Source organism: Pseudomonas sp. BIGb0381, assembly GCF_024809815.1.
In the GTDB taxonomy this organism is placed as follows: Bacteria; Pseudomonadota; Gammaproteobacteria; order Pseudomonadales; family Pseudomonadaceae; genus Aquipseudomonas.
In genome coordinates this window covers 15087-27795 of the sequence record NZ_JANUEN010000008.1, presented here as the reverse complement: position 1 = coordinate 27795, position 12709 = coordinate 15087, and the positions used below count along the sequence as shown (strand labels likewise).

Here is a 12709-nt window from a genome sequence, read left to right as displayed (position 1 = left end):
ACCACATTGGTTTTGCGCTGATCCTCAGTCGGCGCTGGCCTGCGGGCTCAACCAGCCGCGAATCCGGCGATACAACTGTTCCTGCTCGGCGGCGTTGTTGCCGGGCAGGGTCTTCAATGACACCTGCTTATAACCATCATTCTTCAAACGCTTCGCGGCCTGGGCGCGTGCCAGGGCGTTTTTGCGTGCTTGAGCGTTGTCCTGATAGAAGACATCGGCGGTCGGCAGTTTCAGGCCGGGGGCCAGTTGCTGCACGTCGGGATGGCGCCCGGTGGGTGTCTTGGCCGCGACCATCACGAGCTTCTGCACCTGGGAGGGTTGTTTTTCACTCAGGTAACGCGCCGCCCACCAGGCGCCGGTGCCATGGCCCACCAGCACCACAGTGCGTGCGCTCTGGGTCTGGGCAAAGGCCACGGCGGCATCGATGCGCGCAAAGATGCGCGAGGCGTCGGTCTTGTCCTGCTCGTCGGCGCCCGGCACCACCGCCGGGTCGGTGCCTTCCGCCTCGGCGCTGGCAGCTTGCTCGATCGGTTTGTCGGCGGTGCTCGCTTCTTTACTGCTGGTGTCGACGGTGGCGTTGGGCGCTTCCATGACGCGCGGCGGCAGGGTGTCTACGCTCACGTCCGGTAGCGAAAGACTGAGACTGCCCCAATTGGCATCCGGCAATTTCTGTCGCAACGGACCGATTGCTTGCGGCCAGTCAGCATTTTCGCCGGCGCCCGGTACGATAATCACCACACCTTCGGGCTCGGCGCTGTTGGCCGGTTTCCACAGGGCAAGGAATGAATCACTGCCGGCCTGCAACTGTTGTTGTTCCTGCTGCGGAATTTTGCGTTCCAGCGCGCTGGCCTCTTCCTGGCTACGCTCGGGCAGGGGCTGGCGTTCGACGGGTTTTTCGGCAGCCGGTGCCGGTGCGTCTTCAGCCTGCACAGAAAAGGCACTGGTAAACAGCAGTGACAGGCACAATGCTGGCAGTGCCGAACGGTTTCGATAGGACATCGTTGATTTCCGGCCAGAAGTGATTCCAGCAGCCTAATGGGTTGGTCAGTATTTGTCAGTGATGTGAGACGTGGATCATGGGTTTTCGCTGTCTGCTGGTTATCGGCTGTTTGTGCCTTGCCTTGATGGCAAACGCTTCCCCCGCGCCTGCCGCACCGCAGGCGCAGCTTAATGCGCAGCAGCGCGAATGGCTGGCCCGGCACCCGGAGTTGCGTGTGGGCGTGGTGTTGCAGGCGCCTTACGCGCAATACGACCGGCGTCTGCAGCGCTTGTCCGGGGCGAATGTCGAGCTGATGCAATGGCTGGCCAAGGCGCTGAACATCGAGCTGACCTGGCGCAACTTCCCTGATCAGGAACAACTGGAAGCGGCGGTACGCGACGACGAGGTGGACATTGCCCCCGGCCTGCAGCAAACCCCGGCCGGTTTGCGCCTGTGGCAGTTCACCGACCCGTATATGCGTGTGCCTCAACATATTGTCGGCATTCGCGAGGGCGGTGGTGCCGTGGACCTGGAGAAGCTCGACGATCAATCCCGTGTTGCCGTGCGCATGCCCAGCGCCGTGGCCGATTACCTGCGCAGTACCTACCCCGGCCTCAATCTGCAAGGCGTGCCCATGGAGCGCCAGGCCTTGCAATTGTTGGTCAGCCAGCAGGCGCGTTATGCCGTTGTGGATGAAGCGCAATTAAGCCGCTTGTCCGCAGAGGCGGAGTTCAGCGGGCTGGCGGTGGTGGGGGACATCGGCCTGCCGCAATTGCTGCGGGTGGCTACTCGCCGGGATTGGCCTGAACTGGCCAGCATCATGGGAAGTGCCCTGAGCGCCATCCCGGCCCGCGACCTGGATCAACTGCACAGTCGCTGGCTGCAACCCAAATATCCACGTTTATCCGAATCCAAGGGCCTTTGGCAGAACCTCAGCCTGCTCCTCGGCCTGTTTCTGCTCGCCAGCCTGGCGGTGGTGTTCTGGCTGCGCCGCCAGCAACTCGTGCTGGAGCATGACCTGCTGGCTGCCCGCGAAGAAAGCGCGGCCCGTGCCGCCGGTGCCGAAGCGCTGCGCTTGACGCAGTTTTCCATCGACCAAAGCACCGTCGGCATCCTGTGGGTCAATTGGGATAGCCATGTGCGCTACGCCAATCGTGCGGCCGAAAGCATGCTCGGTTACGAGCCCGGCGCACTGATCGAACGACCGCTGGTCGACCTCGACCCGACCCTGGATATGGACCGTTGGCTCAACCTATGGAAGCGCGCACGGGCCAGCGAAGAGGGGCCGCAGAATTTCGCCACCGATTGTTTGCGCGCCGATGGCAGCATCCTGCCGGCCAACGTGTCCTTGAGCTTTCTGCGATTTGCCGAGGCCGAGTACCTGGTGGTCTACCTGAACGATGTCACCGAACTGCGCCGCACCCTGGCCGCGTTGATGCAAAGTGAAGCGCAACTGCGCGAGTTGTCCGCTCACCTGGAAACCGTGCGCGAGGAGGAAAAGGCCCGCATCGCCCGGGAAGTGCACGACGAACTCGGGCAAATGCTCACGGTGCTAAAACTGGAAACCTCCATGTGCGAGCTGTCCTACGCGCAACTGGATCCTGGCCTGCACGAGCGCTTGAACAGCATGAAGCGCCTGATCGCCCAACTGTTCCAGTTGGTGCGGGACGTGGCGACGGCGCTGCGCCCACCGATTCTCGATGCCGGTATTGCCTCGGCGATTGAATGGCAAGCGCGGCGTTTCGAAGCGCGCACGCAAATCCCCTGCCTGGTGCAGGTACCGGATAACCTGCCGACCTTGAGTGATGCCAAGGCCATCGGCCTGTTCCGTATCCTGCAAGAGGCGCTGACCAATGTGATGCGCCATGCCCAGGCGCATACTGTCGAGCTGACCCTGGCGTTGGAAGGCAACGACCTGCGGCTGACCATCAGCGACGATGGCGTCGGTTTCGTCCAGGCCCAGGGGCGCCCGGTATCGTTTGGCCTGGTGGGGATGCGCGAGCGGGTGCTGATCATGGGCGGGCAACTGAGCCTGGACAGTCAATTGGGCGAGGGCACCACCTTGAGTGTCACGGTGCCTTTGGATGCATAACGATAAGAGGACGCCCTTGTGATCCGTGTACTGGTAGCCGAAGACCACACCATTGTTCGTGAAGGCATCAAGCAATTGATCGGCCTGGCCAAAGACCTGCTGGTGGTGGGCGAGGCGAGTAATGGCGAGCAGTTGCTGGAGACCTTGCGCCATGTGCCTTGCGAGGTGGTGTTGCTGGACATCTCGATGCCCGGCGTCAATGGCCTGGAAGCGATTGCGCGCATTCGCGCCTTGAGCAATCCGCCGGCAATCCTGGTGCTGTCGATGCACGATGAGGCGCAAATGGCCGCCCGCGCCTTGAAGGTGGGCGCGGCGGGTTACGCCACCAAGGACAGCGACCCGGCGCTGCTGCTGATGGCGATTCGCAAGGTCGCGGCCGGCGGGCGCTACATCGACCCGGACCTGGCAGACCGCATGGTCTTCGAGGTCGGCCTGACCGACTCGAGGCCCTTGCATTCGCTGCTGTCCGAGCGTGAATTCTCAGTGTTCGAGCGCCTGGCCCAGGGCGCCAACGTCAATGACATCGCCCAGCAACTGGCGCTGAGCAGCAAGACCATCAGCACTCACAAAGCGCGGCTGATGCAGAAGCTCAATATCACGTCCCTGGCGGAGCTGGTGAAGTACGCGATGGAACACAAGCTGTTGTGACGCCATGCCTGTTTGCGACAGGCCTTGAGCCCCGGTAAAGCCATTCTCGGCGTACGCCGCCGGGGCACTGTTCAATCCCCGCCATCCGTGTAGGGCGATCCCTACCCCAAACCTTCCATCCGGCTGATGCGATTCTCTCCTGGCCCCCGATTTCCGGGGGCTCGCGCCTGGACTACGCTTGTGCCACAGCAGTCCAAAACACAAAGGTGCGGGTATGAGCGAGGCGGATTCAAATGATGTGCTGGTCAGCTTTCGTGGCGTGCAGAAGAGCTACGACGGCGAGAACCTGATCGTCAAAGACCTCAACCTGGAGATTCGCAAGGGCGAGTTCCTCACCTTGCTCGGGCCTTCCGGTTCGGGCAAGACCACCAGCCTGATGATGCTGGCTGGCTTCGAAACGCCGACCGCCGGCGAAATCCAGCTGGCCGGGCGCTCGATCAACAACGTGCCGCCGCACAAGCGCGACATCGGCATGGTGTTCCAGAACTACGCACTGTTCCCGCACATGACGGTTGCCGAGAACCTCGCGTTCCCGCTGTCGGTGCGGGGCTTGAGCAAGACCGATATCAGCGAGCGGGTCAAACGCGTGCTGAGCATGGTCCAGCTCGACGCCTTCGCCCAGCGCTATCCGGCGCAACTGTCCGGCGGCCAGCAACAGCGTGTGGCCTTGGCCCGGGCACTGGTGTTCGAGCCGCAGTTGGTGCTGATGGACGAACCCCTCGGCGCCCTCGACAAACAATTGCGCGAACACATGCAGATGGAGATCAAGCACCTGCACCAGCGCCTCGGCGTGACCGTGGTGTACGTGACCCACGACCAGGGCGAAGCCTTGACCATGTCCGACCGCGTGGCGGTGTTCCATCAGGGCGAGATCCAGCAGATCGCCGCGCCGCGCACATTGTATGAAGAGCCGAAAAACACTTTCGTCGCCAACTTCATCGGTGAAAACAACCGCCTCAATGGCCGCCTGCACAGCCATACCGGCGAGCGCTGCGTGGTAGAGCTGGCGCGCGGCGAGAAGGTCGAGGCGCTGGCGGTGAACGTCGGCCAGATTGGCGGCCCGGTGACCCTGTCGGTGCGCCCCGAGCGTGTCAGCCTCAATGGCTCCAGCGAAAGCTGCGTCAACCGTTTCTCCGGGCGTGTGGCGGAATTTATCTACCTGGGCGACCACGTGCGTGTGCGCCTGGAAGTCTGCGGCAAGGCCGATTTTTTTGTGAAACAACCGATCGCCGAGCTGGACCCGGCCCTGGCGGTCGGCGACGTGGTACCGATTGGCTGGCAAGTCGAGCACGTTCGCGCACTCGACCCACTTCTAGAGGCGAATTGATCGCCCCCATGGCTTCACCAACCCTGCACGTGGAGAGAACAACAATGTTGAGATCCCTGAAATATTCCGTCCTGGCCCTGAGCTTGATGGGCGCGACACAAGCCATGGCCGGTCCGGACCTGACCGTCGTGTCCTTTGGTGGCGCGAACAAGGCTGCACAGGTCAAGGCTTTCTATGCACCGTGGGAAAGCGCGGGCAACGGCAAGATTATCGCCGGTGAGTACAACGGTGAGATGGCCAAGGTCAAAGCCATGGTCGACACCAAGAGCGTGTCCTGGGACTTGGTGGAAGTGGAATCGCCGGAATTGTCCCGCGGCTGTGACGAAGACATGTTCGAGCCGCTGGACCCGAAACTGTTCGGTAACAGCGCCGACTATGTGAAGGGTGCGATTCAGCCGTGCGGCGTGGGCTTCTTCGTATGGTCGACCGTTCTGGCCTACAACGCGGACAAACTGGCTTCTGCGCCAACCAGTTGGGCGGATTTCTGGGACACCAAGAAATTCCCGGGCAAGCGCGGCCTGCGCAAGGGCGCCAAGTACACCCTGGAATTCGCCTTGATGGCCGACGGCGTGGCGCCGAAGGACGTGTACAAAGTGCTGGCCGGCAAAGATGGCCAGGACCGTGCGTTCAAGAAGCTCGACGAACTCAAGCCGTCGATCCAATGGTGGGAAGCCGGCGCACAACCGCCGCAATACCTTGCCTCGGGTGACGTGGTGATGAGCTCGGCCTACAACGGCCGCATCGCCGCCGTGCAAAAAGAAAGCAACCTGAAAGTGGTGTGGAACGGCGGCATTTACGACTTCGACGCTTGGGCCATCCCTAAAGGCCTGGCCAAGGACCGTGCCGAAGCGGCGAAGAAATTCATCGCCTTCTCGGTGCAGCCGCAGCAGCAGAAGACCTACTCGGAAAACATCGCCTACGGGCCGGCCAACACCCAAGCCGTGCCGTTGCTGGCCAAGGACATCCTCAAGGATATGCCGACTACGCCAGAGAACATCGCCAATCAGGTGCAGATCGATGTGAGCTTCTGGGCCGATAACGGCGAGCAGCTGGAGCAGCGCTTCAACTCCTGGGCTGCCAAGTAACACCGCATAACCCTGTGGGGGGGCAACCTCCTCCCACAGGGGATTTCTTGCGTGTGAAAGATTGCATTCATTTTCAAGTTTCGGAGTCAGCCATGGCCATCGCCGTTCCCTCGAACGAGGTCAACAGCCCCACCCTCAAGCAGCGCCTGGCGCGTGCCGAGCGGCTCAATCGCTGGAAGGCCCAGGCCTTGATTGCGCCGCTGGTGCTGTTTTTGCTGCTGGTGTTCCTGGTGCCGATTGTTGCGCTGCTGTTTAAAAGCGTCGGCAACCCGGAAGTGGTGGGCGGTCTGCCGCGCACCGTGGTGGCGGTGACGGCCTGGGACGGTCGTGGTCTGCCGGGTGAACCGGTGTATCAGGCTCTGAGTGAGGACCTGGGCGAGGCGCGCAAAAACCAGACCCTGGGCGATCTGTCCAAACGCTTGAACATGGAACTGGCCGGCTATCGCAGCCTGCTGACCAAAACCGCGCGGGCGCTGCCGTTTACCGAAGCGCCTGCCTCTTATAAAGCAGCGCTGGAAAACCTCGACGAACGCTGGGGCGACCCGGCGTACTGGCAGGCGATCCGGCGCAATACCAGCAGCCTGACACCGTTCTACCTGCTGGCGGCCGTCGATCACCGCATCGACGACCTTGGTGAAGTGGCCCCGGCCACCCCGGACCAGGCGATCTACCTGGACATCTTCGCCCGCACCTTCTGGATGGGCCTGGTGATCACCACCATCTGCCTGTTACTGGCTTATCCGCTGGCGTATTTGCTGGCTAACCTGCCGGCGCGCAAAAGTAACCTGCTGATGATTCTGGTGCTGCTGCCGTTCTGGACCTCGATCCTGGTGCGTGTGGCGGCGTGGATCGTGCTGCTGCAATCCGGCGGGCTGATCAACAGCGCGCTGATGGGCATCGGCCTGATCGACAAACCCCTGGAGCTGGTGTTCAACCGCACCGGGGTCTACATCTCCATGGTGCATATCCTGCTGCCGTTCATGATTTTGCCGATCTACAGCGTAATGAAAGGCATCTCGCCCACTTACATGCGTGCGGCCATCTCCCTGGGCTGTCACCCGTTCGCCAGCTTCTGGCGCGTGTACTTCCCTCAGACGTATGCCGGTGTCGGCGCCGGCTGCCTGTTGGTGTTCATCCTGGCCATTGGTTACTACATCACCCCGGCGCTGCTGGGCAGCCCGAACGACCAGATGGTCAGCTACTTCGTGGCTTTCTACACCAACACCAGCATCAACTGGGGTATGGCGACGGCGTTGGGCGGTTTGCTGCTGCTGGCGACCGTGGTGCTGTACCTGATCTACAACTGGCTGGTGGGCGCCAGCCGCCTGCGCCTGAGCTGAGGAGACCTTGCGATGCTGAGCCCTTATATGTCACCAGTAGAACGGGTGTGGTTCTACAGCTTGCGGATCCTCTGCGGCTTGATCCTGTTGTTCCTGATATTGCCTGTGCTGGTCATCATCCCGCTGTCGTTCAACAGCGGCAGTTTCCTGGTGTATCCGTTGCAAGGTTTCTCGCTGCACTGGTACCAGGATTTCTTCGCCTCGGCGGAATGGATGCGTGCGTTGAAGAACAGCATCATCGTCGCCCCGGCGGCCACGGTGCTGGCCATGGTGTTCGGCACCCTGGCGGCGATCGGCCTGACCCGCGGCAATTTCCCCGGCAAGGCGCTGGTGATGGCCCTGGTGATTTCGCCGATGGTGGTGCCGGTGGTGATTATCGGTGTGGCCAGCTACCTGTTTTTTGCGCCGCTGGGCCTGGGCAACAGTTTCTTCTCGCTGATCGTGGTGCACGCCGTGCTTGGGGTGCCGTTTGTGATCATCACCGTGTCTGCGACCCTGCAGGGTTTCAACCATAACCTGGTACGGGCCGCCGCCAGCCTGGGCGCCTCGCCATTGACGGCGTTTCGTCGGGTGACCTTGCCGCTGATTGCACCGGGGGTCATCTCCGGCGCGCTGTTTGCCTTCGCCACCTCGTTCGATGAGGTAGTAGTGACGCTGTTCCTCGCCGGCCCCGAGCAAGCGACCCTGCCGCGCCAGATGTTCAGCGGCATCCGCGAAAACCTCAGCCCGACGATTGCGGCGGCGGCGACCTTGCTGATTGCCTTCTCGGTGTTGCTGTTGCTGACCCTGGAGTGGCTACGTGGGCGTAGCGAGAAACTGCGCACAGCCCAGGTCTAAAGCCCAGCACAGCCCCCTCCCACAGGGGGGCTGTGACCATTCAGCGCCTGAATGGAAGACAACCCGATCCAGTCAGCTACTCTTGTGCCAGCCCATCACCGATAAGAGGCCGCGCACATGAGTACTTCCTCATTCAAGATCGCCCACAAACTGCTGACTGGCGCTAGCGCCATTGAGCAACTCGCTGCTGAACTGACGCGCCTGGATGTGGATAACCCGTTGATTGTCACCGACGCGGCGCTGGTCAAGTCCGGCACGGTAGCGCTGGCGCTCGAACACCTGGGTGAACGCCCTTACGAGATTTTCGACCGCGTGCTGCCCGACCCGGAAATCTCCATCGTCGAAGACTGCATGCAGGCGTACCGCGACGGTGGCCACGACGGCCTGATCGGCCTGGGTGGCGGCAGTGCCATCGATATTGCCAAAAGCGTTGCCGCCTATGCCGGTTACCACGGCGCCCTGGCGGACTTATTCGGCGTCGACCAGGTGCCGCGCAAAGGCCCGCCGCTGATCGCCATCCCGACCACGGCCGGTACCGGCTCGGAAGTGACCAATGTGGCGATCCTCTCCGACAAGGTCGCGCAGTTGAAGAAAGGCATCGTCAGCGACTACCTGCTGCCGGACGTCGCGCTGATCAGCCCGCAAATGACCCTGACCTGCCCACGCAGTGTCACCGCCGCCAGTGGCGTGGATGCGCTGGTGCATGCCATTGAGTCCTACCTATCCCTGAACGCCTCGCCGATCACGGATGCCTTGGCCCTCGGTGCGATCAAGCTGATCGCCAAGGCGCTGCCCAAAGCCTACGCCAACCCGGCCAACCTGCAGGCCCGCGATGATATGGCCACCGCCAGCCTGATGGCTGGCATGGCGTTCGGGAATGCCGGGGTGGGCGCGGTGCATGCGCTGGCGTATCCGCTGGGAGGACGGTTCAATATCGCCCATGGCGTGAGCAATGCGCTGTTGCTGCCGTACGTGATGCACTGGAACAAACTGGCCTGTGTCGAGCGCATGCAGGACATCGCCCAGGCCATGGGCGTGAATGTCAGCGGCCTGAGTGTCAACGATGCCGCCGACCAGGCCGTCGAGGCGATGACGCGATTGTGTGCCGCCGTGGAGATTCCTTCCGGCCTGCGCAGTTTCGGGGTTCCCGAGGACGCCATCCCGGCGATGGCCACGGAAGCGGCGGGTATCGAGCGCTTGATGCGTAACAACCCGCGCAAGCTCAGCGCGGCCGATATCGAGAAAATCTATCGGGCGGCGTACTAGCCGTTGAGTTAGGTCACGGTGCGCAGGGCAAAGCATGAGGTATACAATGCGCGCCTTCGTGATTTAGCTCAAAAAAGGTGCGTCATGCAGCCCTTCGTTATTGCTCCATCGATTCTCTCCGCCGATTTCGCCCGCCTGGGTGAGGAAGTGGACAAGGTGTTGGCCGCCGGTGCCGACTTCGTGCACTTCGATGTCATGGACAACCACTACGTGCCCAACCTGACCATCGGCCCGATGGTCTGCGCGGCGCTGCGCAAGTACGGCGTCACCGCGCCGATCGATGCGCACCTGATGGTCAGCCCGGTGGATCGCATCATCGGTGACTTCGTTGAAGCCGGCGCGACCTACATCACCTTCCACCCGGAAGCCTCGCTGCACGTCGACCGCACCTTGCAACTGATCCGTGAAGGCGGTTGCAAGGCCGGCCTGGTGTTCAACCCGGCCACCCCGCTGGACGTGCTCAAGTACGTGATGGACAAGGTCGACATGGTGCTGCTGATGAGCGTCAACCCAGGCTTCGGCGGGCAGAAGTTCATCCCCGGCACCCTCGACAAGCTGCGCGAAGCCCGTGCGCTGATCGATGCGTCGGGCCGCGACATCCGCCTGGAAATCGACGGTGGGGTCAACGTCAACAATATCCGTGAAATCGCGGCTGCCGGTGCCGACACCTTCGTGGCCGGCTCGGCGATCTTCAACGCCCCGGACTATCAGGAAGTCATCGCCAAGATGCGCGCCGAACTGGCGCTGGCGCGTCCATGAGCGGCTTTGAGCAGCTGTTCCCCGGCAAACTGCCACGGCTGGTGATGTTCGATCTGGACGGTACCTTGATCGACTCGGTGCCAGACCTGGCGGCGGCGGTGGACGAGATGCTGCTCAAGCTTGGGCGCAAGCCGGCGGGGCTTGCGTCAGTACGCGAATGGGTCGGCAATGGTGCGCCGATGCTGGTGCGCCGGGCCCTGGCCAATCAGATCGATGCCGAAGGTGTCGATGAGGTTGAGGCCGAGCACGCCCTGGAGCTGTTCAACGCAGCCTATGAGCGCAGCCACGAACTGACCGTGGTTTACCCTGGCGTGCGCGACACCCTCAAATGGCTGAGCAAGCAGGGCGTGGAAATGGCCCTGATCACCAACAAGCCGGAGCGCTTCGTCGCGCCGCTGTTGGACCAGATGAAAATTGGCCGTTATTTCCGCTGGATCATCGGGGGCGATACCTTGCCGCAGAAGAAACCCGACCCGGCGGCGCTGTTTTTCGTGATGAAAATGGCCAATATTCCGGCGTCCCAGTCGTTGTTTGTCGGCGATTCGCGCAGTGACGTGCTGGCGGCGAAAGCGGCCGGCGTGCAGTGCGTGGCCCTGAGTTACGGCTACAACCATGGCCGTCCGATCGCCGAAGAGTCGCCGTCGCTGGTGATTGATGACCTGAGACTGCTAATCCCCGGTTGCTTGGGAGCTGGCGCTGAGATAACGTTGCCCGACATCGATCCGTCCTCTTCTGGAAATTCCATCGTGGTGGTCACTCGCAAACTCTGGATGAAAGTCATCAAGGCCCTGGCCCGTTGGCGTTGGCGCGCCTGACTGATCCTGGCCGCACCCTGCGGCACGTTTGCATACCTGACTGTTAGACCCTCACGCCACGAGGCACCTCATGATCCGCGAAGAATTCCTGCGTTTGGCCGCTGCCGGCTATAACCGTATCCCCCTGGCCTGCGAAACCCTGGCCGACTTCGACACGCCGCTGTCGATCTACCTGAAGCTGGCTGACGAGCCCAACTCCTACCTGCTGGAATCGGTACAGGGCGGGGAGAAGTGGGGCCGTTACTCGATCATCGGCCTGCCATGCCGCACCGTCATGCGTGTGCATGACCATCATGTAAGCATCACCCATGATGGCGTCGAGATCGAAAGTCATGACGTCGAGGACCCGCTTGCCTTCGTCGAAGCCTTCAAGGCGCGCTACAACGTGCCGACCATCCCTGGCCTGCCGCGCTTCAACGGCGGCCTGGTGGGGTACTTCGGCTACGACTGCGTGCGCTATGTGGAAAAACGCCTGGGCAAATGCCCGAACCCGGACCCGCTGGGTGTGCCGGACATTCTGCTGATGGTCTCCGACGCGGTGGTGGTGTTCGACAACCTCGCCGGCAAGATGCACGCGATCGTGCTCGCCGACCCGTCCCAGGCCGACGCCTTCGAGCAAGGCCAGGCCAGCCTCGAAGCGCTGTTGGAAAAACTGCGCCAGCCGATCACCCCGCGTCGCGGCCTGGACCTTACCCGTCCACCGGCAGCCGACCCGTTGTTCCGCTCCAGCTTTACCCAGGATGACTACGAGCGTGCGGTCGACACCATCAAGGAATACATCCTCGCCGGTGACTGCATGCAGGTGGTGCCGTCGCAACGCATGTCCATCGACTTCAAGGCTGCGCCCATTGACCTGTACCGGGCGCTGCGCTGCTTCAACCCGACGCCGTACATGTACTTCTTCAACTTTGGCGACTTCCACGTAGTGGGCAGCTCGCCGGAAGTGCTGGTGCGTGTCGAGGACAACCTGATCACCGTGCGCCCGATTGCCGGCACACGCCCGCGTGGCGCGACCGAAGAAGCGGATCTGGCGCTCGAAGAAGACCTGCTCAGCGACGACAAGGAAATTGCCGAACACCTGATGCTGATCGACCTGGGCCGTAACGATACCGGGCGAGTTTCGGAAATCGGCTCGGTGAAACTCACCGAAAAGATGGTGATTGAGCGCTACTCCAACGTGATGCACATCGTGTCCAACGTCACCGGCGAGTTAAAAGCCGGGCTGACTGCGATGGACGCATTGCGGGCGATTCTGCCGGCGGGCACCTTGTCGGGCGCGCCGAAGATCCGTGCGATGGAAATCATCGACGAGCTGGAACCGGTCAAGCGGGGTGTCTATGGCGGCGCCGTGGGGTATTTCGCCTGGAACGGCAACATGGACACCGCCATTGCGATTCGCACGGCGGTGATCAAGGACGGGGAGCTGCATGTGCAGGCCGGTGGCGGGATTGTCGCCGACTCGGTGCCGGCCCTCGAATGGGAAGAAACCCTGAACAAGCGCCGCGCGATGTTCCGCGCCGTAGCGCTGGCTGAACAGACCCCCAATTCTTGAGGTTTCCCC

At 62.2% G+C, this 12709-nt stretch carries 11 protein-coding genes; 10 read left to right on the top strand and 1 reads right to left on the bottom strand.

What is annotated here, in order from left to right:
• Positions 1–24 precede the first annotated feature (24 nt).
• On the bottom strand, positions 25–999 hold the full coding sequence (locus M2397_RS20565) for an alpha/beta hydrolase family protein (RefSeq protein ID WP_259244320.1): 975 nt from the start codon (positions 997–999) through the stop codon (positions 25–27).
• Positions 1000–1076: 77 nt separating this feature from the next.
• Here M2397_RS20565 and M2397_RS20560 point away from each other — a divergent pair, with 77 nt between their 5' ends.
• The 10 genes from M2397_RS20560 to trpE all read left to right on the top strand — a co-directional run bounded on the left by M2397_RS20560 (position 1077) and on the right by trpE (position 12700).
• Positions 1077–3071, top strand: coding sequence for a histidine kinase (locus M2397_RS20560; RefSeq protein ID WP_259244319.1), 1995 nt, complete (start codon positions 1077–1079; stop codon positions 3069–3071).
• Positions 3072–3089: 18 nt separating this feature from the next.
• The gene (locus tag M2397_RS20555; RefSeq protein WP_027605903.1) at positions 3090–3719 is read left to right on the top strand and encodes a response regulator transcription factor; all 630 of its coding nucleotides are present in this window, start codon (positions 3090–3092) and stop codon (positions 3717–3719) included.
• A gap of 214 nt (positions 3720–3933) precedes the next feature.
• Positions 3934–5046, top strand: coding sequence for an ABC transporter ATP-binding protein (locus M2397_RS20550; protein WP_053131173.1), 1113 nt, complete (start codon positions 3934–3936; stop codon positions 5044–5046).
• A 44-nt stretch (positions 5047–5090) separates the two neighbouring features.
• A complete protein-coding gene (locus tag M2397_RS20545) occupies positions 5091–6131 on the top strand; it encodes an ABC transporter substrate-binding protein (RefSeq protein ID WP_131699133.1) in 1041 nt (346 codons plus the stop codon).
• Between the two features lie 92 nt (positions 6132–6223).
• Positions 6224–7471 (top strand): ABC transporter permease, encoded by a 1248-nt coding sequence (locus M2397_RS20540; RefSeq protein ID WP_131699134.1) that lies wholly within the window; start codon positions 6224–6226, stop codon positions 7469–7471.
• A 12-nt stretch (positions 7472–7483) separates the two neighbouring features.
• A complete protein-coding gene (locus M2397_RS20535) occupies positions 7484–8308 on the top strand; it encodes an ABC transporter permease (protein WP_017739612.1) in 825 nt (274 codons plus the stop codon).
• A 117-nt stretch (positions 8309–8425) separates the two neighbouring features.
• Positions 8426–9574, top strand: coding sequence for an iron-containing alcohol dehydrogenase (locus M2397_RS20530; RefSeq protein ID WP_259244318.1), 1149 nt, complete (start codon positions 8426–8428; stop codon positions 9572–9574).
• Positions 9575–9658: 84 nt separating this feature from the next.
• On the top strand, positions 9659–10333 hold the full coding sequence (gene rpe, locus M2397_RS20525; protein WP_131699136.1) for a ribulose-phosphate 3-epimerase: 675 nt from the start codon (positions 9659–9661) through the stop codon (positions 10331–10333).
• Positions 10330–11148 (top strand): phosphoglycolate phosphatase, encoded by an 819-nt coding sequence (locus tag M2397_RS20520; protein ID WP_131699137.1) that lies wholly within the window; start codon positions 10330–10332, stop codon positions 11146–11148. The genes rpe and M2397_RS20520 overlap by 4 nt, the downstream gene beginning before the upstream one ends.
• Before the next feature lie 70 nt (positions 11149–11218).
• Positions 11219–12700, top strand: coding sequence for an anthranilate synthase component I (gene trpE, locus M2397_RS20515; RefSeq protein ID WP_259244317.1), 1482 nt, complete (start codon positions 11219–11221; stop codon positions 12698–12700).
• The last annotated feature ends 9 nt before the right edge of the window (positions 12701–12709 follow it).

Coding starts and splice junctions, on each gene's coding strand:
- M2397_RS20565 (WP_259244320.1), bottom strand. CDS start 999: ATGTCCTATCGAAACCGTTCGGCACTGCCAGCATTGTGCCTGTCACTG.
- M2397_RS20560 (WP_259244319.1), top strand. CDS start 1,077: ATGGGTTTTCGCTGTCTGCTGGTTATCGGCTGTTTGTGCCTTGCCTTG.
- M2397_RS20545 (WP_131699133.1), top strand. CDS start 5,091: ATGTTGAGATCCCTGAAATATTCCGTCCTGGCCCTGAGCTTGATGGGC.
- M2397_RS20535 (WP_017739612.1), top strand. CDS start 7,484: ATGCTGAGCCCTTATATGTCACCAGTAGAACGGGTGTGGTTCTACAGC.
- M2397_RS20530 (WP_259244318.1), top strand. CDS start 8,426: ATGAGTACTTCCTCATTCAAGATCGCCCACAAACTGCTGACTGGCGCT.
- M2397_RS20550 (WP_053131173.1), top strand. CDS start 3,934: ATGAGCGAGGCGGATTCAAATGATGTGCTGGTCAGCTTTCGTGGCGTG.
- M2397_RS20540 (WP_131699134.1), top strand. CDS start 6,224: ATGGCCATCGCCGTTCCCTCGAACGAGGTCAACAGCCCCACCCTCAAG.
- trpE (WP_259244317.1), top strand. CDS start 11,219: ATGATCCGCGAAGAATTCCTGCGTTTGGCCGCTGCCGGCTATAACCGT.
- rpe (WP_131699136.1), top strand. CDS start 9,659: ATGCAGCCCTTCGTTATTGCTCCATCGATTCTCTCCGCCGATTTCGCC.
- M2397_RS20520 (WP_131699137.1), top strand. CDS start 10,330: ATGAGCGGCTTTGAGCAGCTGTTCCCCGGCAAACTGCCACGGCTGGTG.